Annotated in this window: 27 protein-coding genes; all 27 read left to right on the top strand. The window is 39.1% G+C overall.

What is annotated here, in order from left to right:
- The 27 genes from rpoC (at position 1) to rpsH (ending at position 22,101) form a co-directional block, all read left to right on the top strand.
- On the top strand, positions 1 to 3,684 hold the full coding sequence (gene rpoC, locus LBYS11_RS22260; RefSeq protein WP_048395560.1) for a DNA-directed RNA polymerase subunit beta': 3,684 nt from the start codon (positions 1 to 3) through the stop codon (positions 3,682 to 3,684).
- Between the two features lie 138 nt (positions 3,685 to 3,822).
- The gene (locus LBYS11_RS22255; protein ID WP_004233607.1) at positions 3,823 to 4,071 is read left to right on the top strand and encodes a ribosomal L7Ae/L30e/S12e/Gadd45 family protein; all 249 of its coding nucleotides are present in this window, start codon (positions 3,823 to 3,825) and stop codon (positions 4,069 to 4,071) included.
- Between the two features lie 99 nt (positions 4,072 to 4,170).
- A complete protein-coding gene (gene rpsL, locus LBYS11_RS22250; protein ID WP_004233609.1) occupies positions 4,171 to 4,590 on the top strand; it encodes a 30S ribosomal protein S12 in 420 nt (139 codons plus the stop codon).
- Between the two features lie 44 nt (positions 4,591 to 4,634).
- Positions 4,635 to 5,105, top strand: a complete 471-nt coding sequence (rpsG, locus tag LBYS11_RS22245) for a 30S ribosomal protein S7 (RefSeq protein ID WP_004233610.1) — start codon at positions 4,635 to 4,637, stop codon at positions 5,103 to 5,105.
- Between the two features lie 42 nt (positions 5,106 to 5,147).
- Positions 5,148 to 7,226 (top strand): elongation factor G, encoded by a 2,079-nt coding sequence (fusA, locus tag LBYS11_RS22240; RefSeq protein WP_066038311.1) that lies wholly within the window; start codon positions 5,148 to 5,150, stop codon positions 7,224 to 7,226.
- 136 nt (positions 7,227 to 7,362) lie between these two features.
- The gene (gene tuf / locus LBYS11_RS22235) at positions 7,363 to 8,550 is read left to right on the top strand and encodes an elongation factor Tu (RefSeq protein ID WP_004233614.1); all 1,188 of its coding nucleotides are present in this window, start codon (positions 7,363 to 7,365) and stop codon (positions 8,548 to 8,550) included.
- 164 nt (positions 8,551 to 8,714) lie between these two features.
- Positions 8,715 to 9,389, top strand: coding sequence for a response regulator transcription factor (locus LBYS11_RS22230; RefSeq protein ID WP_048395586.1), 675 nt, complete (start codon positions 8,715 to 8,717; stop codon positions 9,387 to 9,389).
- A gap of 87 nt (positions 9,390 to 9,476) precedes the next feature.
- Positions 9,477 to 10,421, top strand: a complete 945-nt coding sequence (locus LBYS11_RS22225) for a sensor histidine kinase (protein WP_233732242.1) — start codon at positions 9,477 to 9,479, stop codon at positions 10,419 to 10,421.
- Between the two features lie 96 nt (positions 10,422 to 10,517).
- Complete coding sequence (locus LBYS11_RS22220; protein WP_048395566.1) at positions 10,518 to 11,279, top strand: ABC transporter ATP-binding protein; 762 nt, start codon at positions 10,518 to 10,520, stop codon at positions 11,277 to 11,279.
- Entirely contained in the window at positions 11,269 to 13,248 is a 1,980-nt protein-coding gene (locus LBYS11_RS22215; protein ID WP_103118998.1) for an FtsX-like permease family protein, read from the top strand. The genes LBYS11_RS22220 and LBYS11_RS22215 overlap by 11 nt, the downstream gene beginning before the upstream one ends.
- Before the next feature lie 159 nt (positions 13,249 to 13,407).
- Positions 13,408 to 14,718, top strand: a complete 1,311-nt coding sequence (locus LBYS11_RS22210) for a Na+/H+ antiporter family protein (protein ID WP_103118997.1) — start codon at positions 13,408 to 13,410, stop codon at positions 14,716 to 14,718.
- 357 nt (positions 14,719 to 15,075) lie between these two features.
- Positions 15,076 to 15,384, top strand: coding sequence for a 30S ribosomal protein S10 (rpsJ, locus tag LBYS11_RS22205; RefSeq protein ID WP_004233624.1), 309 nt, complete (start codon positions 15,076 to 15,078; stop codon positions 15,382 to 15,384).
- A 45-nt stretch (positions 15,385 to 15,429) separates the two neighbouring features.
- Entirely contained in the window at positions 15,430 to 16,059 is a 630-nt protein-coding gene (gene rplC / locus LBYS11_RS22200) for a 50S ribosomal protein L3 (RefSeq protein WP_004233625.1), read from the top strand.
- Between the two features lie 26 nt (positions 16,060 to 16,085).
- Positions 16,086 to 16,709 (top strand): 50S ribosomal protein L4, encoded by a 624-nt coding sequence (gene rplD / locus LBYS11_RS22195; RefSeq protein WP_004233626.1) that lies wholly within the window; start codon positions 16,086 to 16,088, stop codon positions 16,707 to 16,709.
- Entirely contained in the window at positions 16,709 to 16,993 is a 285-nt protein-coding gene (gene rplW / locus LBYS11_RS22190; RefSeq protein ID WP_004233628.1) for a 50S ribosomal protein L23, read from the top strand. The genes rplD and rplW overlap by 1 nt, the downstream gene beginning before the upstream one ends.
- 47 nt (positions 16,994 to 17,040) lie before the next feature.
- On the top strand, positions 17,041 to 17,871 hold the full coding sequence (gene rplB / locus LBYS11_RS22185) for a 50S ribosomal protein L2 (protein WP_009373990.1): 831 nt from the start codon (positions 17,041 to 17,043) through the stop codon (positions 17,869 to 17,871).
- A gap of 60 nt (positions 17,872 to 17,931) precedes the next feature.
- Positions 17,932 to 18,210, top strand: a complete 279-nt coding sequence (gene rpsS, locus LBYS11_RS22180) for a 30S ribosomal protein S19 (protein ID WP_004233637.1) — start codon at positions 17,932 to 17,934, stop codon at positions 18,208 to 18,210.
- A gap of 22 nt (positions 18,211 to 18,232) precedes the next feature.
- Positions 18,233 to 18,577, top strand: a complete 345-nt coding sequence (rplV, locus tag LBYS11_RS22175; protein ID WP_004233639.1) for a 50S ribosomal protein L22 — start codon at positions 18,233 to 18,235, stop codon at positions 18,575 to 18,577.
- A 3-nt stretch (positions 18,578 to 18,580) separates the two neighbouring features.
- Positions 18,581 to 19,234, top strand: a complete 654-nt coding sequence (rpsC, locus tag LBYS11_RS22170; RefSeq protein ID WP_004233642.1) for a 30S ribosomal protein S3 — start codon at positions 18,581 to 18,583, stop codon at positions 19,232 to 19,234.
- Position 19,235: 1 nt separating this feature from the next.
- The gene (rplP, locus tag LBYS11_RS22165) at positions 19,236 to 19,670 is read left to right on the top strand and encodes a 50S ribosomal protein L16 (protein WP_004233644.1); all 435 of its coding nucleotides are present in this window, start codon (positions 19,236 to 19,238) and stop codon (positions 19,668 to 19,670) included.
- Complete coding sequence (rpmC, locus tag LBYS11_RS22160) at positions 19,660 to 19,860, top strand: 50S ribosomal protein L29 (RefSeq protein ID WP_004233646.1); 201 nt, start codon at positions 19,660 to 19,662, stop codon at positions 19,858 to 19,860. The genes rplP and rpmC overlap by 11 nt, the downstream gene beginning before the upstream one ends.
- 18 nt (positions 19,861 to 19,878) lie before the next feature.
- Positions 19,879 to 20,142 (top strand): 30S ribosomal protein S17, encoded by a 264-nt coding sequence (gene rpsQ, locus LBYS11_RS22155; protein ID WP_004233648.1) that lies wholly within the window; start codon positions 19,879 to 19,881, stop codon positions 20,140 to 20,142.
- Between the two features lie 43 nt (positions 20,143 to 20,185).
- Positions 20,186 to 20,554 carry a 50S ribosomal protein L14 gene (gene rplN / locus LBYS11_RS22150; RefSeq protein WP_004233650.1) on the top strand — a complete coding sequence of 123 codons (369 nt, stop codon included), beginning with the start codon at positions 20,186 to 20,188 and terminating at the stop codon, positions 20,552 to 20,554.
- A 35-nt stretch (positions 20,555 to 20,589) separates the two neighbouring features.
- A complete protein-coding gene (gene rplX, locus LBYS11_RS22145; protein WP_004233652.1) occupies positions 20,590 to 20,898 on the top strand; it encodes a 50S ribosomal protein L24 in 309 nt (102 codons plus the stop codon).
- A 28-nt stretch (positions 20,899 to 20,926) separates the two neighbouring features.
- Complete coding sequence (gene rplE, locus LBYS11_RS22140; RefSeq protein ID WP_004233654.1) at positions 20,927 to 21,466, top strand: 50S ribosomal protein L5; 540 nt, start codon at positions 20,927 to 20,929, stop codon at positions 21,464 to 21,466.
- A 21-nt stretch (positions 21,467 to 21,487) separates the two neighbouring features.
- Complete coding sequence (locus LBYS11_RS22135; protein WP_004233656.1) at positions 21,488 to 21,673, top strand: type Z 30S ribosomal protein S14; 186 nt, start codon at positions 21,488 to 21,490, stop codon at positions 21,671 to 21,673.
- Positions 21,674 to 21,702: 29 nt separating this feature from the next.
- Positions 21,703 to 22,101 carry a 30S ribosomal protein S8 gene (gene rpsH / locus LBYS11_RS22130; RefSeq protein ID WP_008181717.1) on the top strand — a complete coding sequence of 133 codons (399 nt, stop codon included), beginning with the start codon at positions 21,703 to 21,705 and terminating at the stop codon, positions 22,099 to 22,101.
- The last annotated feature ends 25 nt before the right edge of the window (positions 22,102 to 22,126 follow it).

Below are 22,126 nucleotides of genomic sequence, written 5' to 3'. Positions count from 1 at the left end.
TTGATAGACGTTAATGAATTTGAATATATGAAAATTGGTTTAGCATCACCTGACAAGATTCGTTCTTGGTCATATGGAGAGGTTAAAAAACCTGAAACAATTAACTACCGTACACTAAAACCAGAAAAAGATGGTTTATTCTGTGAGCGTATTTTTGGTCCAACTAAGGACTGGGAGTGTCACTGTGGGAAATATAAACGTGTACGCTATAAAGGCGTAGTTTGTGATCGTTGTGGCGTTGAAGTAACACGTGCTAAAGTTCGTCGTGAACGTATGGGACATATCGAATTAGCAGCACCAGTTTCTCATATCTGGTACTTCAAAGGTATTCCTAGCCGTATGGGTCTAATTTTAGATATGTCACCTCGTGCTCTTGAAGAAGTTATCTATTTCGCTTCATACGTTGTGATCGATGCAGGTGCTACTAATTTAGAAAGTAAACAATTACTATCTGAAAAAGAGTATCGTGCATACCGTGAAAAATTCGGTAATACATTCGAAGCATCAATGGGTGCAGAAGCAATCAAAAAATTATTAGGTAAAATCGACCTAGAAGATGAAACGCAATCTTTAAAAGAGGAGTTAAAATCTGCTCAAGGTCAAAGACGTACTCGTGCCATTAAACGTCTAGAAGTTGTTGAATCTTTCCGTAACTCAGGAAACTCACCTGAATGGATGATTCTAGATGTACTACCTGTTATTCCACCAGAGCTTCGTCCAATGGTGCAATTAGATGGTGGTCGTTTCGCGACTTCAGATTTAAACGATTTATACCGTCGTGTAATTAATCGTAATAACCGTTTAAAACGTTTATTAGATTTAGGTGCTCCGAGCATCATCGTACAAAATGAAAAACGAATGTTACAAGAAGCTGTTGATGCATTAATCGATAATGGTCGTCGTGGACGTCCTGTAACAGGTCCTGGTAACCGCCCGTTAAAATCACTTTCACATATGTTGAAAGGTAAACAAGGTCGTTTCCGTCAAAATCTACTTGGTAAACGTGTTGACTACTCTGGTCGTTCGGTTATCGTAGTAGGTCCAAACTTAAAAATGTACCAATGTGGCTTACCAAAAGAAATGGCTATCGAATTATTCAAGCCATTCGTTATGAAAGAATTAGTAGAGCGTGGTCTTGCTCATAACATTAAATCTGCTAAACGTAAAATCGAACGTTTAAATAACGACGTATGGGACGTTTTAGAAGATGTTATCCGTGAGCATCCAGTATTACTAAACCGTGCACCAACGCTTCACCGTCTTGGAATTCAAGCATTTGAACCAACACTAGTTGAAGGTCGTGCTATTCGTCTTCACCCATTAGTATGTACAGCCTATAATGCTGACTTCGATGGTGACCAAATGGCGGTTCACGTACCATTATCAGCTGAAGCTCAAGCTGAAGCTCGTCTTCTAATGCTTGCTGCACAAAACATCCTGAATCCAAAAGACGGTAAACCTGTTGTAACACCTTCTCAAGATATGGTATTAGGAAACTACTACTTAACACTTGAACGTGAAGGCGCACGTGGTGAAGGTACTGTTTTCTATGGTCCAAATGAAGTTTTAATTGCCTATGATACAGGTCATGTACACTTGCATACACGTATCGCAATTAAAGCAAGTTCATTAAATAATCCGACATTCACTGAAGAACAAAATAATATGTTCTTATTAACAACTGTCGGTAAAGTAATCTTTAATGAAATCTTACCGGAATCATTCCCTTATATTAATGAGCCAACTGATTTCAACTTAGAGCAAGTAACACCAGAAAAATACTTTGCTAAGTTAACAATTGATGAAGAAACACTTAAAGAGCTTGAATCAGATAGTGCTTATAATAATTTAGATGAAAAAGGGAAAATTGATGCACAACGTACAGCTGTATTGCGTAAATACTTTGCATCAGTACCTGTTGTAAACCCATTCCGTAAGAAATTCTTAGGAAATATCATTGCTGAAGTATTTAAACGTTTCCACATTACGGAAACATCTAAAATGCTTGACCGTATGAAAAACCTAGGTTTCAAATATTCAACACGTGCAGGTATTACTGTAGGTGTATCTGATATCGTGGTATTACCTGATAAAGGTGAAATTTTAGCAGAAGCTCAAGAGAAAGTAGATAAAGTTCAAGCGCAATTCCGTCGTGGTTTCATTACTGAGGATGAGCGTTATGATCGCGTTATTTCAAGCTGGAGTGCTGCAAAAGATGAAATTCAAGCGAAGCTGATGAAGTCACTTGAGAAAACAAACCCAATTTTCATGATGTCTGATTCAGGTGCCCGTGGTAATGCATCTAACTTTACTCAGCTAGCTGGTATGCGTGGTCTGATGGCCAACCCGGCTGGTCGTATTATCGAACTTCCAATCAAATCTTCATTCCGTGAAGGTTTAACAGTATTAGAGTACTTCATCTCAACTCACGGTGCTCGTAAAGGTCTTGCCGATACAGCCCTAAAAACTGCCGATTCAGGTTACTTAACGCGTCGTCTTGTTGACGTTGCACAAGATGTTATCGTTCGTGAAGATGACTGTGGTACTGACCGTGGCTTAACGATTGGTGCACTAATGGAAGGCACAGAGTTAATTGAAGCTCTAGATGAACGTATTGTTGGTCGTCATACGAAGAAAACAATCTTCCACCCTGAAACTGGTGAAGTAATTCTTGCAAAAGACGGTTTAATCGACCAAGATATCGCTCGTGCAATTATCGAGGCTGGTATTGAAGAAGTGACAATCCGTTCAGCATTTACATGTAATACAAAACACGGCGTTTGTAAAAAATGTTACGGCATGAACTTGGCGACAGGTGAGAAGGTTGAAGTTGGGGAAGCAGTTGGTATTATTGCGGCTCAATCAATCGGTGAACCAGGTACACAGTTAACAATGCGTACATTCCATACAGGTGGGGTTGCCGGTGATGATATTACACAAGGTCTTCCACGTATCCAAGAGATCTTTGAAGCACGTAATCCAAAAGGTCAATCTGTTATTTCAGAAATTGCTGGTACGGTTTCAGATATCACAGAAATTCGTGAAGGCTTAAAAGAAATTACAATTCAAGGTGACGTAGAAACTCGTAAGTATCAAGCACCTTATAACGCACGTTTGAAAGTTATCGAAGGTGATAATGTAGAACGTGGTCAAGTTTTAACAGAAGGTTCTATCGATCCAAAACAATTGCTAAAAGTCAAAGACGTTTCAACTGTTCAAGAATATTTATTAAAAGAAGTTCAAAAAGTATACCGTATGCAAGGGGTAGAAATTGGGGATAAACACATTGAGGTAATGGTTCGCCAAATGCTTCGTAAAGTGCGTGTAATTGAAGCTGGAGATACAGAATTACTACCTGGCTCATTACTAGATATCCACCAATTCTCAGAGGCAAACGTAGACGCTGTTATGAATGGCAAAAACCCTGCAACTTGTCGCCCTGTTATCCTTGGTATTACAAAAGCTTCTCTTGAAACAGAATCATTCTTATCTGCAGCATCGTTCCAAGAAACAACACGTGTGTTAACAGATGCAGCAATTAAGGGTAAACGTGACGAACTTCTTGGATTAAAAGAGAACGTAATTATCGGTAAACTTGTTCCTGCAGGTACTGGTATGCAACGTTATCGTCAAATCCGCATCGAAAAAGATGAGCTTGACACAGAAGTCGTTTCTGCTGAATAAACATTAAATTAGGCCGAAGAGATGCATATTTTCATCATCTCTTCGGACTTTTTCAAGATATTAGTTGACAGTGTAAATGAGTAATGATAATATATTGAAGGTTGATAGTTAACTGTCTGTACTTCGGAGGATATGTAAATGTCTTATGATAAAGTAAGGGCTAGTCAAACAATCATAGGTACAAAGCAAGCAGTAAAAGCAATGCGAGCTGGTTCAGTGAAAGAACTTTTTGTGGCACTTGATGCAGACAATTGGGTAACCGATTCGGCCATATCTTTCGCGAGAGAAATCGGTATACCAGTTATTCTTGTTGAGTCCAAAAAGGAACTGGGCAAAGCCTGTGGAATCCATGTTGGAGCTGCGGTAGTTGCGATTACTGTAGAGTAGTTTTTGTGTAAAATGCACAAAGACTTTGTTTTTACCCAAAAAATGAACCACCTGGATGTGTGGTATTAAAAAAAGAAGGAATGAAGGGAGGAAAAATCGATGCCTACAATTAACCAATTGGTACGTAAGCCTCGTAAATCTAAAATCACGAAATCAAATTCACCAGCGTTAAACAAAGGATATAACTCATTTAAAAAATCTTTAACTGATGTTAAATCTCCACAAAAACGTGGTGTTTGTACTCGTGTAGGTACAATGACGCCTAAAAAACCAAACTCAGCGTTACGTAAATACGCTCGTGTACGTTTAACTAACCAAATCGAGGTTACAGCGTACATTCCTGGTGAAGGCCACAACTTACAAGAGCACAGTGTTGTTCTTATCCGTGGCGGTCGTGTAAAAGACTTACCGGGTGTTCGTTACCATATCGTTCGTGGTGCTCTTGATACTGCTGGTGTAAACGGTCGTATGCAATCACGTTCTTTATACGGTACAAAACGCCCTAAAGAAAAAAAATAATTTAAATCCCACTATATATTTACTCAATGAAAGGAGGAAAACACATGCCTCGTAAAGGTCCTGTTTCCAAACGTGACGTGTTACCAGATCCAATTTATAATTCAAAACTAGTAACTCGTTTAATCAATAAAATGATGATTGATGGTAAAAGAGGTACTTCTCAAAAGATTTTATACGGTGCGTTCGAACTAGTTAAAGAACGTTCTGGTCAAGATCCAATCGAAGTATTCGAAGCTGCTCTAAATAACGTAATGCCAGTTCTTGAAGTACGTGCTCGCCGTGTTGGTGGTTCTAACTACCAAGTACCAGTTGAAGTACGCCCAGAACGTCGTACAACTTTAGGTCTTCGTTACCTAGTTAACTATTCTCGTCTTCGTGGTGAAAAAACTATGGAAGAGCGTTTAGCTAACGAAATCCTTGATGCTTCTAACAACACTGGTGCATCAGTTAAGAAACGTGAAGATATGCACAAAATGGCAGAAGCGAACAAAGCATTCGCTCACTACCGTTGGTAATCTAAACATAGCATAAGCCCAATATGGAAGGAGAAATACCTAATGAAACGCGAATTCTCACTAGAGAATACTCGTAATATTGGGATCATGGCTCACATTGATGCTGGTAAAACAACAACAACTGAGCGTATCCTTTATTACACAGGTAAGATTCACAAAATCGGTGAAACTCATGAAGGCGCTTCTCAAATGGACTGGATGGAGCAAGAGCAAGAACGTGGTATCACAATCACTTCTGCTGCGACAACAGCTCAATGGAAAGGCAACCGCGTAAACATCATCGATACTCCTGGACACGTAGACTTCACTGTAGAAGTAGAACGTTCTTTACGTGTACTTGACGGCGCAGTAACTGTACTTGATGCTCAATCTGGTGTTGAACCTCAAACAGAAACTGTATGGCGTCAAGCTACAACTTACGGTGTACCACGTATCGTATTCATTAACAAAATGGATAAAATGGGTGCAGATTTCCTATATTCTGTAGGTACTTTACACGAGCGTTTACAAGCAAATGCTCATCCAATCCAATTACCAATTGGTGCGGAAGATGAGTTCAAAGCAATTATTGACCTAGTTGAAATGGATGTAACTTACTACGATAACGAAGAAGGTACAGCATTACGTGAAGGTCAACCAATTCCTGAAGAATTCAAAGCGCAAGCTGAAGAATACCGTGAGAAGTTAATCGAAGCAATCGCTGAAGTTAACGAAGAAATCATGGAAAAATACTTTGCTGGTGAAGAAATTACAAAAGAAGAGCTTAAAGCGGCTATCCGTAAAGCGACAATCGCTGTAGAATTCTACCCAGTAATCTGTGGTACAGCATTCAAACACAAAGGTGTTCGTAAAATGCTTGACGCAGTTATCGATTACTTACCATCACCAGTTGATGTACCAGCTATTAAAGGTACAACTCCAGATGGTGATGAAACTGAACGTCCATCATCAGACGAAGCGCCATTCTCAGCTTTAGCATTTAAAGTTATGACTGACCCATTCGTAGGTAAATTAACGTTCTTCCGTGTGTACTCTGGTGTTCTTGAATCAGGTTCATACGTACAAAACTCTTCAAAAGGTAAACGTGAACGTGTAGGTCGTATCCTACAAATGCACGCTAACAGCCGTGAAGAGATTTCAAAAGTATTTGCTGGTGATATCGCAGCTGCTGTAGGTCTTAAAGATACAACAACTGGTGACACTCTTTGTGAAGAGAAAAACCTTGTTATCCTTGAGTCTATGGAGTTCCCAGAACCAGTTATCTCTCTTTCTGTAGAACCAAAATCAAAAGCTGACCAAGATAAAATGGGTCAAGCTTTACAAAAACTACAAGAAGAAGATCCAACATTCCGTGCACATACAGACCAAGAAACTGGTCAAACAATTATCTCAGGTATGGGTGAGCTTCACCTTGATATCTTAGTTGATCGTATGCGCCGTGAATTTAAAGTAGAAGCTAACGTAGGTGCTCCAATGGTATCTTACCGTGAAACATTCCGTGGCTCTGCTCAAGTTCAAGGTAAATTCACTCGTCAATCAGGTGGTCGTGGTCAATACGGTGACGTATGGATCGAGTTCTCTCCAAATGAAGAGGGTAAAGGCTTTGAATTCGAAAATGCTATCGTTGGTGGTGTAGTACCACGTGAATATATTCCAGCTGTAGAAGCAGGTCTTCGTGACTCGCTTGACCGCGGTGTAATCGCTGGTTACCCATTAATCGACATCAAAGCGAAATTATTCGATGGTTCATACCATGATGTTGACTCAAACGAAATGGCATTTAAAATCGCTGCATCTATGGCACTTAAAGCTGCTGCATCAAAATGTAGTCCAGTTCTTTTAGAGCCTATGATGAAAGTTGAAGTTGTAATTCCTGAAGAATATCTTGGTGATATCATGGGTAACATCACTTCTCGCCGTGGTCGCGTAGAAGGTATGGAAGCTCGCGGTAACGCTCAAGTTGTTCGTGCGATGGTTCCACTTTCAGAAATGTTTGGATATGCAACAACTTTACGTTCTGCAACGCAAGGTCGTGGTGTATTCTCAATGGTATTCGATCATTATGAAGAAGTACCAAAATCAATCTCTGAAGATATCATCAAAAAAAATAAAGGTGAATAATTGAAATTTCATCTTGCATAAAGTATAACTAATTTGTAAGCTATGATTGCAGGATAGGGGATGGGCCCGTTCTCTATCAGCATTCATTCTATAAATTTTAAATCTAAAACATACAATTTTGAGGAGGCAATCTCTAATGGCTAAAGAAAAATTTGACCGTTCTAAAACGCATGCTAACATTGGTACAATCGGACACGTTGACCATGGTAAAACTACTTTAACTGCTGCAATCGCTACAGTTCTTTCTAAAAAAATGGGTGGTACAGCTAAATCTTACGCTGATATCGATAACGCTCCAGAAGAAAAAGAACGTGGTATCACAATCAATACTTCTCACGTAGAATACGAAACTGAAACTCGTCACTATGCACACGTTGACTGCCCAGGACACGCTGACTATGTTAAAAACATGATCACTGGTGCTGCTCAAATGGACGGCGGTATCTTAGTAGTATCTGCTGCTGACGGCCCAATGCCACAAACTCGTGAACACATCCTTTTATCTCGTCAAGTAGGTGTTCCATACTTAGTAGTATTCATGAACAAATGTGATATGGTTGACGACGAAGAATTATTAGAATTAGTAGAAATGGAAATCCGTGACCTACTATCTGAATATGACTTCCCAGGTGACGATATTCCTGTAATCAAAGGTTCTGCTCTTAAAGCTCTTGAAGGTGAACCAGAATGGGAAGAAAAAATCGTTGAATTAATGGACGCTGTAGATTCTTACATCCCAACTCCAGAACGTCAAACTGACAAACCATTCATGATGCCAGTAGAGGACGTATTCTCTATTACTGGTCGTGGTACAGTTGCAACTGGCCGTGTTGAACGTGGTCAAGTTAAAGTTGGTGACGTAGTTGAAATCATCGGTATCGCTGAAGAAGCTAAATCTACTACTGTAACTGGTGTAGAAATGTTCCGTAAATTATTAGACTATGCTGAAGCTGGTGACAACATCGGTGCTTTACTACGTGGTGTTGCTCGTGAAGAAATCCAACGTGGTCAAGTATTAGCTAAACCAGGTTCAATTACTCCACACACTAACTTCAAAGCTGAAGTTTACGTTTTATCAAAAGAAGAGGGTGGCCGTCATACTCCATTCTTCTCTAACTACCGTCCTCAGTTCTACTTCCGTACAACTGACGTAACAGGTATCTGTAACTTACCAGAAGGCGTTGAAATGGTAATGCCTGGTGATAACATCGAAATGACAGTTGAACTTATCGCTCCAATCGCTCTTGAAGAAGGTACTAAATTCTCTATCCGTGAGGGTGGCCGTACTGTAGGCGCTGGCGTAGTTGCTTCTATCCAAAAATAATTTTAGCTCTTGCTAATTCCAAACCAATCTGTAGGGACGCCTACAGATTGGTTTTTTGTGTTAAAATAAAGAAAAATTAGAGTTTTAATTAGTGTATGTGTACATAACCACAAGCATGTCCTCTAGCGTAAATAATTAAAGGGAAAGGGGAACTGAGTATGGACATGAAAATTTTGCTGATTGAAGACGATCCTTCTATTTTTAGCATGATTCAAGAACGTTTTGAGCAGTGGTCACTAAACGTGGTTGGACCTAAAAATTTTCAGAAGGTGATGGATGACTTTATAGAGGAGAAGCCCCATCTCGTGCTAATTGATATTCAATTGCCTGCCTATGACGGCTTTCATTGGTGTCGTGAAATTCGTCATTTATCCAAAGTGCCAATCCTTTTTCTTTCTTCCCGAGATCACCCGATGGATATGGTGATGGCTATGCAAATGGGGGCTGATGATTTTATTCAAAAGCCTTTTCATATGGAAGTTTTACTCGCAAAAGCACAGGCTATTTTACGTAGAACCTATGATTACGTTGAAGAAAAAATGGATGTTACACGTTTTAACGATGCCATAATTGATTATGCGAGAAGTGAAATTATGTATAATGGTGCCATTGCTTCTTTAACAAAAAATGAACTTTTTATTTTAAGAATATTAGTGGAGCAGGCTAATCATATCGTTTCAAGAGACGAGCTAATGAGAAAACTATGGGATGACGAACGTTTCGTAAACGATAATACTTTGTCTGTAAACGTTAATCGGTTACGTGCAAAGCTAGAGGATATTGGTTTACATGAGGTAATACTAACAAAAAAGGGACTTGGTTATATGGCAGTAAGCTGAGGGATGTGAGGGAAGTTGTTATTATTATTTGTTAGAGAACGCTTTGCTTGGATAGGATTTTTTATTTTTACTCTGATAATTCTAAATGTGCTATTTTCTTTAGATGTTGGTTTAAATGGAGTTTCTATTTGGTATGTAAACGTTAGTTTACTTGTATGTTTTATACTCTTTTTTTGGTGTCGCTATGTCATCGAAGTTGGGAAATTAAAAGATTTCCTGGGAAATATGGATAGCCACCTTGATGATGCACATAGAAATAGTTTAGCTTTATCTCCTTTTCAAGAAGTATACTTTCGAAAAATGGAGGATGCCTTTTTTGAAAAGAATTTAGAGTTAAATCAAGCCAAAGTGCAGATACAGGAACATTCTGATGAACTATTAGCTTGGGTCCATGAAGTAAAAGCACCTTTAACTGCCATTAATTTAATGTTTGAACATATTGAGGATTTACAGCTACGTCGAAAATTAGAGAATGAATGGCTAAGACTACATCTTTTGGTTGATCAACAACTGCATCAAACAAGATTATACGCTATTGAAAAAGATAATTATTTAAATGAGATTGAACTAAAGCCCATTATTTATAAAGAAATCCGAGCTATGCAAGCTTGGTGTCTTGAAAAAGGCATTGGCTTTGAAATTGGTGAACTGACAGAGATGGTTATGACAGATGGCAAGTGGCTAGCTTTTATTATTCGACAAATTCTTTCGAATGCCATCAAGTATAGCCCAGTAAATTCTGAGATAACAATCTTTACAGAACATGATTCTTCAGGTGCAACATTACTACATATTAAAGATATAGGTAGGGGTATACCTTTAGACGATTTACCTCGGATTTTTCAAAAATCTTATACAGGAACAGCGGGAAGGGAATCCTCTCAATCTACAGGTATGGGTCTCTATTTAGCATCTAATGTAGCCCATAAAATTGGTATTCGTATTAATGTTCAATCTAAAGTTGGTGAAGGCTCGCTATTTACACTACGTTTCCCCTTACAAAATGAATATGCGAAACTAACAGGTAGATGACGAAAATGTCACCTACCTTTTTATATTGTCATGTAAAACGCACGAATGATTAGGTTTGACAGGGTACACTTGAACTATAGAAAGGGGCGTTATGAAGTGACAGTTTTAATAGGACGTAAAATAAAGAAAGTGTATGGAAAAAAATCAACGGCTCAGGAAGTATTAAAGGGTATTGATGTAGAAGTGAATAGAGGAGAATTTGTAGGTATTATGGGTCCTTCTGGCTCTGGTAAAACAACGCTTTTAAATGTCTTATGCTCAATTGACTTTGCGACAGAAGGTGTTATTGAGATAAACGGTCATAGTTTACGTGGTATGAAAGAAAAGGCTTTAGCAAACTTCCGAAGAGAGCAGCTGGGATTTATATTTCAAGACTATAATTTATTAGATACCTTGACAGTAAAAGAAAATATTCTTCTACCGTTAGCCATCAGTAAGTTACCAAAAGCTGTTGCCGAAAGTCGAGTGAAGGAACTCACTTCTTTGTTGGGAATCACGGAAATTTTAAATAAATACCCCAACGAAATATCAGGTGGACAAAAACAGCGTACCTCTGCTGCACGTGCACTTATTACCAATCCGTCATTGGTATTTGCAGACGAGCCCACTGGTGCACTAGATTCTAAATCAGCTACAGCCCTGCTTCAAAATCTACAAAATATAAATGAAACAAAAGAAGCGACAATTATGATGGTTACACACGATGCAGTAGCCGCAAGTTTCTGTACACGTGTGTTATTTCTAAAGGATGGCCTTATCTATAGTGAACTTTATAAGGGCGATAAAACAAGGCAGGCCTTTTTCAAAGAAATCATGCATACACAAAGTGTGCTAGGCGGTGACGGGTATGAGTCTTAGTAAGTTAGTACTTCGAAGTATGAAGAAAAATATGAAGCACTACTATCTATATTTCTTTGCACTTATTTTTAGTGTTACCTTATACTTTTCGTTTGTCACCTTGCAAAATAATACGGAGGTGTGGGCTGCTGTTCAAATGAGTGGAACAGCTACGGCCGGATTTAAGGCAGCAACTTATATTCTTTATTTTATCGTTTTATTCTTCGTTCTGTATGCAAACCATTTATTTATGAAGCGTCGTAGTAAGGAAATAGGTTTGTATCAACTGATCGGCATGACTAAGGGGCTAATCGTGCGTTTATTAGCGGTTGAAAACATTCTCTTATTTGTTGGAGCCGTTATTATAGGTATGTTGGCAGGCTTCTTTAGCTCTCGTGTGTTTGCAATGATTTTGCTTCGAGTGCTTGAAAAAGAAGCTCTTGTAACCATGACTTTTAGTACACAAGCTTTAATGCAGTCGATGATTGTTTTTACTATCTTATTAATCATTGTTCTTATACAGATGGCTTGGATGATTCATCATGTGTCATTGTTATCATTATTTAGTGCAGCAAAACAAGCAGATGAGCGTGTGAGACGTTTTAGTGCGTTCCAGATGGTTATTGGCTTTTTGGGTCTTATACTGATTGTTTATGGCTACTATGCATCGACAAAGTTGTTCGATATCGAATCTGCTGGTAATTTATTTATCAATATGATAATTATTTTAGCTACTACAATTGGTGGAACATTCCTTGTTTTTCGTTTCTCTGTAGCATTTATTATGAATACTATTCGCCTAAAGAAAAAAGGGCATTTATCCATAAAGGATGTATTAGCATTAACGCCCATCATGCATCGTATGAAGAGCAATGCAAAGTCATTAACACTAATCACTGTGTTAACAGGCGTTTCTCTAGGCGTGACGACTCTTTCCTATATCGCCTACTACTCCTCGGAAGCATCTGCATATAGCCAAGTACCTGGTGATTTCATATTGCTTGAAGAGCAAGGGGAGGAATTTTTAGAGAAGTTAGAGGAAAATAATATTGCTTATGATAAAATTGACTACCGTCTTCAGGGAGTAACCGCTGCTGTAGGTCAATTGATGTCTAAAAAACAGCAGGATAACCCTTTATATACAATGGAAGGCACAATTTATACCATTCCACTTTCAGATTACCAGCAGAGTGTTCCAGAAGCTAAGCTTTCAGGGAATGAGGTTATCTTAACAAACTATGGTGGTTATATGGCTGAAATGTTCCCGTTAGAGAAAGATCATGATTTAGTAGTATCTGCAGGAGAACTTGAAGAAACTTTTCATGTCGTTGATATCCATGATAAAAGCGTGATAAGTGGTATTGTAACGGCTGGGGGTGGTGGACCTATCTTTGTTGTGACAGATGATATGTTTAAAAGTTTAACTACACAGGCAGCTCTTTATCCTTGGCATCATCAAACAACAATTACTTTAAAATCTAACGAAGATATTGCAACAGCAGAAAAATTATATATTCAATCAAATGCAGGTATTATTACGGCTGTAGATGATAAAGGGAAGACAAAGCAATATACACAATCATCCTATGAAGGAAAACGTAAAGACAATATTGAATCATTGGGTCTTACCATCTTTACAACAGCATTTTTAGGGTTAGCGTTTTTAATGACCACAGGTAGTATTCTATACTTTAAACAAATGTCTGAGGCGGAGGAAGAACGTGATTCCTATACAATCCTACGAAAGATTGGTTTTGCTGAAAAAGATATCATGAAAGGTATTTATATGAAACAGGCCTTTAATTTCGGTGTTCCATTAGTTATTGGGTTATTGCATAGCTACTTTGCTGTTAAGTCAGGATGGTTTTTATTTGGGACAGAGTTAACAGCTCCCTTGTGGATTGCAATGTGCTGTTATATAGCTTTATATACGATTTTTGCTATTCTATCGGTAGGCTACTATAAAAAGGTTGTACGTCAGTCGTTGTAATATTAAATAAGAGGAAACTCGGAAACAGTGTGGTGGTTATCATTACACTGTTTTTTTAGTGCAAAGAATATAGAAATTACAAAAAACCTTGACTTTCAATTATCAGAATAATAAAGTTTAACATGTTAGTAATTTAGTGTATGAAAGTAGAGTGTAACAATGAATGCAGTAATTGCGGCTGTTGCCGTTATGTTAATATTAAGCTTGCTTCGCATCAATGTAGTTCTCTCGTTAGTTCTAGGAGCATTTGTAGGTGGTCTAACTAGTGGGATGGGCATTGAGTCAACAGTCCAATCATTTACAGAGGGATTAGGAGCAGGAGCAACCATTGCATTAAGTTATGGCTTACTTGGTGGTTTTGCAATCGCCATTGCCAAAACAGGAATACCCGAATTAATGATAGCCGGGATGTTAAAAATATTAAAGGGTGAAAGTAATAGAAAAGGACTTGTGAAGGTATTAATTTTCTTCCTTATTTTTGTGATGTCTATTTTATCTCAAAATGTTATTCCTATTCATATTGCCTTCATTCCATTATTAATACCTCCTATTTTAAAGATTTTAAATATGCTAGAAGTCGATCGACGTATAATTGCAACGTTGATTGCAGTAGGCTTAATTGGTACTTATAGTTTTGTACCTGCTGGTTTTGGAGCAATCTTTCAAGATATCGTTGCTACACAAGTGTCAGAGGCAGGAATGGCTGTTTCTTCACGTGATGTCCCTGCAGCAATGGGTATTCCCGTATTAGGAATGCTAATCGGATTGATAATTGCCTTCGCTGTATACCGCAAACCAAGACATTATAAGCATAGTGAAGTGGAGACGGAATCTTTAAATGTAAACGTCAGCAAATTCATTATGTTTTCTACAGCTCTGGCACTAGTAATATCACTATGCGCTCAAGTGTTAACAGACTCAATGATTGTAGGCTCGTTTGCAGGTATTATGATTATGTATTTTACAGGTGCTCTTAAATGGAGAGAAGCAGATGAGATTCTTTCTGAAGGAATGAAGATGATGGCCTTTATTGGCTTTGTTATGATTGCGGCAAATGGTTTTGCGGCGGTAATCAATGCAACAGGTGATGTGGACAGCTTAATTACAAATTCACTTACTGTATTAGAAGGAAATAGAAGTCTTGCTGTCTTCATCATGTTAATCATAGGATTAGTTGTGACGATGGGGATTGGTTCGTCCTTCGCTACAGTGCCTATAATCGCGACACTATTTGTTCCGCTAGCACAAGGTTTAGATATGAGTCCTTTAGCGATATTATGCTTAATCGGTACAGCTGGTGCTCTAGGAGACGCAGGTTCTCCAGCATCCGATTCTACATTAGGGCCAACAGCAGGCCTTAATGTTGATGGCCAGCATCATCATATTTGGGATACCTGTGTTCCTACGTTTATTTTCATTAACATACCACTAATCCTATTTGGTTGGATTGCCTGTGTGTTCTTTCTATAATAAGGAGGTAGTTTCTATAATTATATAGAAACTACTTTTTTCTTTTTTGAGTTATTTGAAATGTGCGAAAATGTTGATATGACAACCTTAAGTGTTGCAATATGTATAGAAATTTTATATACTAATAAACGGCTTAATAAAGCGAAGAAATAGTAGTACTAAGAATATCTGCAACATTTAAAAGAATTTAGCGAAAAGACTTGCTTATTCTTTTTTTATTGTATATAATGTTGAATGTTGGTCTTTGACTGCGATGAAGCGAGAGGTTGCCGACACACCCGGCCGCTTTGCCATGGCGGTGTGTGGGAAAATTTTCGTGGAGAATGTCTAGAAAATAGGCGAGAAGGAGGGAAAATAATGGCAAAACAAAAGATTCGTATTCGTTTAAAAGCGTATGATCACCGTATTTTAGATCAATCTGCTGAGAAAATTGTGGAAACTGCAAAACGTTCAGGTGCAAGTGTATCAGGTCCGATTCCACTTCCAACTGAGAAGTCTGTGTACACAATTCTTCGTGCGGTTCACAAGTACAAAGATTCTCGTGAACAATTCGAAATGCGTACGCATAAACGTCTGATCGATATCGTTAACCCAACACCACAAACTGTTGACGCGTTAATGAAACTTGATTTACCATCTGGCGTTGATATCGAAATCAAACTTTAATGGTAAAAACAATATAACTTTTAAAACTTACAGGAGGTGTGACAAATGGCTAAAGGAATCTTAGGTAGAAAAATTGGTATGACACAAGTTTTCGCTGAAAACGGCGATTTAATCCCGGTAACAGTTATCGAAGCTACTCCAAACGTAGTTCTTCAAAAGAAAACTGTTGAAACAGACGGCTACGAAGCAATTCAAGTTGGTTTCGAAGACAAGCGCGTTAAGCTTTCTAACAAACCAGAACAAGGTCACGTAGCAAAAGCGAACACTGCTCCTAAGCGCTTCATTCGTGAATTCCGCAACGTGAACGTGGAAGAATACGAAGTTGGTCAAGAAGTCAAAGTAGAAATTTTCGCAGAAGGCGATGTAATCGATGTAACAGGAGTTACTAAAGGTAAAGGTTTCCAAGGTGTTATCAAACGCCACGGACAATCTCGTGGTCCTATGGCCCACGGTTCTCGTTACCACCGTCGTCCTGGTTCAATGGGTCCAGTTGCTCCGAACCGCGTATTCAAACAAAAGAAATTACCTGGTCAAATGGGTGGCAATGTAGTTACAATCCAAAACTTAGAAATCGTGAAAGTTGACACAGATCGTAACTTACTACTTGTTAAAGGTAATGTTCCTGGTTCTAAAAAAGCTCTAGTTACAGTAAAAACTGCAATTAAAGCTAAGTAATCACTTAAGGAAAGGAGGAAACAGGAATGACAAAAGTATCTGTACTTAGTCAAACAGGTGCTTCAGTTGGTGAAATCGAATTAAACGATGCGATCTTCGGAATCGAGCCAAATGAAGCAGTATTATTCGACGCAGTAGTTGCTCAACGCGCTTCTCTTCGTCAAGGTAATCACAAGGTTAAAAACCGTTCTGAAGTTGCTGGTGGTGGTCGTAAACCATGGCGTCAAAAAGGAACTGGTCGTGCTCGTCAAGGTTCTATCCGTTCTCCACAATGGCGCGGCGGTGGTATCGTATTCGGTCCTACTCCACGTAGCTATTCTTATAAATTACCTAAAAAAGTTCGTCGTTTAGCTCTTAAATCTGCTTTATCAGCTAAAGTAGTAGAACAAAACTTCTTAGTTCTTGATGCTCTAACTCTAGCAGCACCAAAAACAAAAGAATTCACAAAAATCCTTAAAGATCTTTCTTTAGAGAAAAAATCTTTATTCGTAACTGCTGACCTAGATGAAAACGTAGCATTATCTGCTCGTAACATCCCAGGTGTAACAGTTTTAACTGCAAACGGAATCAACGTTCTTGATCTATTAGGTCATGATAAAGTTGTATTCACTAAGTCTGCAGTAGAAAAAGTTGAGGAGGTGCTTGGATAATGGAAGCACGTGATATTTTAAAACGTCCGGTCATTACTGAGCGTTCTTCAGAACTTATGGCAGAGAAAAAGTATACTTTCGAAGTAGACACTCGCGCTAACAAAACTCAAGTAAAAGACGCTGTAGAAGAAATCTTTGGCGTAAAAGTTGAGAAAGTAAACGTTCTTAACTACAAAGGTAAATTCAAACGCGTAGGCCGTTACGGTGGTTACACTAACAAACGTCGTAAAGCGATCGTTAAACTAACTGCTGATAGCAAAGAAATTGAATTATTCGAAATGTAATCCTAACGGATTTATGATTTGAACACTCAAGAAGGAGGGAAAACACAATGGCGATTAAAAAGTATAAACCTACCTCTAATGGTCGTCGTAACATGACGTCATTAGACTTTGCGGAAATTACAACTAACAAGCCTGAGAAATCATTGCTTGAACCAACTAAACGCAAAGCTGGTCGTAACAACCAAGGTAAAATCACTGTTCGTCATCATGGTGGTGGTCATAAGAAGCAATACCGTGTTATCGATTTCAAACGTGTTAAAGATGGCATTCCGGCAAAAGTTGCTACTATTGAATATGATCCAAACCGTTCTGCGAATATCGCATTAATCAACTACGCTGATGGAGCAAAAGCTTACATCTTAGCACCAAAAGGTCTAGAGGTTGGTCAAACAATCGTTTCTGGTCCAGATGCTGATATTAAAGTAGGTAACACTTTACCATTAGCAAACATTCCAATGGGTACTACAATCCATAACATCGAGTTAAAACCTGGTAAAGGCGGACAATTAGTACGTTCAGCTGGTACTTCTGCGCAAGTACTTGGTCGTGAAGATAAGTACGTTATCGTTCGTTTACAATCTGGTGAAGTACGTTTAGTTTTAGCTACTTGCCGCGCTACAATCGGTCAAGTTGGTAACGAACAACACGAACTTGTACACATCGGTAAAGCAGGTCGTAGCCGTTGGTTAGGTAAACGCCCAGAAGTTCGTGGTTCTGTAATGAACCCTAACGATCACCCACACGGTGGTGGTGAAGGACGTTCTCCAATCGGACGTAAATCACCAATGACTCCTTGGGGTAAACCAGCACTTGGTTACAAAACTCGCAAGAAGAAAAACAAATCGGATAAATTTATCATCCGTAGTCGTAAAAAATAAAGTGGTTAAACTACGGTTCTATGTGAGAGCCGTGGTGGAATCACGGAGGGAGGTTCCTACATGGGTCGCAGCTTGAAAAAAGGACCTTTTGTCGATGACCACTTAATGAAAAAAGTGGAAGCGCAAGAGGCTTCTGAGAAAAAACAAGTTATCAAAACTTGGTCACGCCGTTCTACAATCTTCCCGAACTTCATCGGTTTAACGATTGCTGTATATGATGGACGTAAACATGTTCCTGTATACGTAACAGAAGATATGGTAGGCCATAAACTTGGTGAGTTCGCACCGACACGTACTTATAAAGGTCACGGTGCAGACGACAAGAAAACAAGACGCTAATTTTGAGAGGAGGTAAATCCTAATGACACAAGCTAAAGCTATCGCTCGTACAGTACGCATTGCTCCTCGCAAAGTACGTCTAGTTGTAGACTTAATCCGAGGTAAGCAAGTTGGTGAAGCAGTTGCAATTTTACGTCATACTCCAAAAGCGGCGTCTCCAGTCGTTGAGAAAGTATTAAAATCTGCAGTTGCTAACGCTGAGCACAACTACGATCTTGACATCAACTCTTTAGTAGTTTCTGAAGTATTCGTTGACGAAGGTCCAACTTTAAAACGTTTCCGTCCACGTGCACAAGGACGTGCAAGCGCAATTAACAAACGCACAAGCCACATTACTCTAGTGGTATCTGAGAAGAAGGAGGGTTAATCCGTGGGTCAAAAAGTACATCCAATAGGACTACGCGTTGGTATTATTCGTGACTGGGAGTCAAAATGGTACGCTGAAAAAGACTATGCAACTCTACTTCACGAAGACATCAAAGTGCGTAAATATATTGAAACGGCTCTTAAAGACGCTTCAGTTTCTAAAGTAGAAATCGAACGTGCTGCAAACCGTGTAAACATTACAATTCACACTGCGAAACCAGGTATGGTAATCGGTAAAGGTGGTACTGAAGTTGAAAATCTTCGTAAATACCTTAGCGATTTAACTGGTAAACGTGTACACATCAACATCATTGAAATCAAACGTGCAGATCTTGACGCTCGTCTAGTAGCTGAAAACATCGCTCGTCAATTAGAAAATCGTGTATCATTCCGTCGTGCGCAAAAGCAAGCGATCCAACGCACAATCCGCGCTGGTGCAAAAGGAATTAAAACACAAGTATCTGGTCGTTTAGGTGGCGCTGATATCGCGCGTGCTGAACACTATAGTGAAGGAACTGTTCCACTTCATACTCTACGTGCTGACATCGATTATGCACACGCAGAAGCTGATACTACTTACGGTAAATTAGGCGTTAAAGTATGGATCTACCGTGGTGAAGTTCTTCCTACGAAGAAATCTGTGGAAGGAGGCAAATAATATGTTATTGCCTAAACGCGTTAAATACCGTCGTGAACACCGCGGCAACATGCGTGGCGAAGCGAAAGGCGGTAAAGAAGTAACTTTCGGCGAATGGGGCTTACAAGCTCAAACTGCTAGCTGGATTACTAACCGTCAAATCGAATCTGCTCGTATCGCGATGACTCGTTACATGAAACGTGGCGGTAAAGTTTGGATTAAAATCTTCCCACATAAACCTTACACTAAAAAACCTCTAGAAGTCCGCATGGGTTCTGGTAAAGGTTCTCCTGAAGGTTGGGTAGCAGTAGTTAAACCAGGAAAAGTAATGTTCGAAATTGCTGGCGTATCTGAAGAAGTTGCACGTGAAGCACTTCGTTTAGCATCACACAAACTTCCTGTTAAATGTAAGATCGTAAAACGTCAAGAAACTGGTGGTGAATCTAATGAAAGCTAATGAAATCCGTGACCTTGCTACTTCTGAAATAGAATTAAAAGTGAAATCACTGAAAGAAGAGCTTTTCAACCTTCGCTTCCAATTGGCGACTGGTCAATTAGAAAACACAGCTCGTATTCGTGAAGTGCGTAAAGCAATCGCGCGTATGAAAACTGTTATTCGTGAAAGAGAAATCAGTGCAAATAACTGATAAAGGAGGTTTTCAAGTATGACTGAGCGCAATCAACGCAAAGTTTACACGGGCCGCGTTGTTTCAGATAAAATGGACAAAACTGTTACTGTTTTAGTTGAAACTTACAAAAAGCACAAGCTTTATGGTAAGCGTGTAAAATACTCTAAAAAGTTTAAAGCTCATGATGAGTTAAACACAGCGAAAATCGGTGATATCGTACGTATCATGGAAACTCGCCCGCTATCAGCTACTAAACGTTTCCGTCTAGTAGAAGTTGTAGAAAAAGCGGTTATTATTTAATAACTATTTCGGAACAACCAATTTCCGAAGGGAGGTAACCTAAGTGATCCAACAAGAAAGTCGTATGAAAGTTGCTGACAACTCAGGTGCACGTGAAGTTCTTACAATTAAAGTGCTTGGTGGCTCTGGCCGTAAAACTGCTAACATCGGTGATATCGTTGTTTGTACAGTTAAGAAAGCAACACCAGGTGGCGTTGTCAAGAAGGGTGACGTTGTTAAAGCTGTTATCGTTCGTACTAAATCAGGCGTTCGTCGTAAAGACGGCACGTACATCAAATTTGATGAAAATGCTTGTGTAATTATTCGTGATGATAAATCACCACGCGGAACTCGTATTTTCGGACCTGTTGCACGTGAACTACGTGACAGCAACTTCATGAAAATCGTTTCTCTAGCTCCAGAAGTTCTTTAATTTCATGACAGTGCCAATCAAGGAGGTGCGACAGCATGCATGTAAAAAAAGGTGACAAGGTTAAGGTAATCACTGGTAAGGATAAAGGCAAAGAAGGCGTAATCCTTGCTGCTTTCCCAAAACAAGATCGCGTTCTTGTTGAAGGTGTGAACATCGTGAAAAAACACGTTAAACCTAACCAATTGAATCCACAAGGTGGTATTGTTAGCCAAGAGGCTGCAATTCACGTTTCGAACGTAATGCTAATCGATCCTAAATCTGGCGAGCCGACTCGTGTAGGTTATAAAATCGAAAACGGTAAAAAAGTTCGTGTAGCAAAAAAATCAGGTGCAGTAATCGACTAATTAGTATAAATAGAAGGGAGGTACACACATGAGCCGCCTAAAAGAAAAATATTTAAATGAAGTTTCTCCAGCTCTTATGAGCAAATTTGGATATAAATCAGTTATGCAACTACCGAAAGTTGAGAAAATCGTTATCAACATGGGTGTTGGTGATGCAGTTCAAAACTCTAAAGCGTTAGATGCAGCTGTTGAAGAATTAACAATTATCACTGGTCAAAAACCAGTAGTAACTAAAGCTAAAAAATCGATCGCAGGTTTCCGTCTTCGTGAAGGTATGCCTATCGGTGCTAAAGTTACATTACGCGGTGAGCGTATGTATGAATTCTTGGACAAATTAATTTCTATCTCACTACCTCGTGTACGTGACTTCCGTGGTGTTTCTAAAAAAGCATTCGATGGTCGCGGTAACTACACTCTAGGTGTTAAAGAACAATTAATTTTCCCAGAAATCGATTACGATAAAGTTTCAAAAGTACGCGGTATGGACATCGTGATCGTAACGACAGCGAACTCTGACGAAGAAGCTCGCGAGTTATTGACACAATTCGGTATGCCGTTCCAAAAGTAATCAAACAAGGAGGGCGAAAACGTGGCTAAAAAATCTATGATCGTTAAACAACAACGTAAGCAAAAGTTTAAAGTGCAAGAGTATACACGTTGTGAACGCTGTGGTCGTCCACATTCAGTATATCGCAAATTCAAACTTTGCCGTATTTGTTTCCGAGAACTTGCATATAAGGGACAAATTCCTGGCGTGAAAAAAGCCAGCTGGTAATCCCCTAATTTGGGAAGGAGGTAAATGTAATGACAATGACTGATCCGATTGCAGATATGCTTACTCGCATTCGTAATGCGAACATGGTTCGTCACGAGAAGTTAGAAGTACCAGCTTCCAACGTGAAAAAAGAAATCGCTGAAATTTTAAAGCGTGAAGGTTTCGTACGTGACGTAGAATACGTGGAAGACAACAAACAAGGTATCATCCGTATTTTCTTAAAATATGGAAAAGATAACGAGCGCGTTATCACTGGCTTAAAACGTATTTCTAAACCTGGTTTACGTGTATATGCTAAAACAAATGAAGTACCTAAAGTATTGAACGGTCTTGGTATCGCTTTAGTGTCAACTTCACAAGGTTTATTAACAGATAAAGAAGCTCGCGCTAAACAAGTTGGCGGCGAAGTTCTAGCATACGTTTGGTAATTAGCAATAAATGAATGGAGGTGCA

This window comes from Lysinibacillus sp. YS11, from assembly GCF_002896375.1.
GTDB lineage: Bacteria > Bacillota > Bacilli > Bacillales_A > Planococcaceae > Lysinibacillus > Lysinibacillus capsici.
Note: the sequence above shows the minus strand (reverse complement) of the source record. Positions and strands in the feature narration are given on the sequence as shown.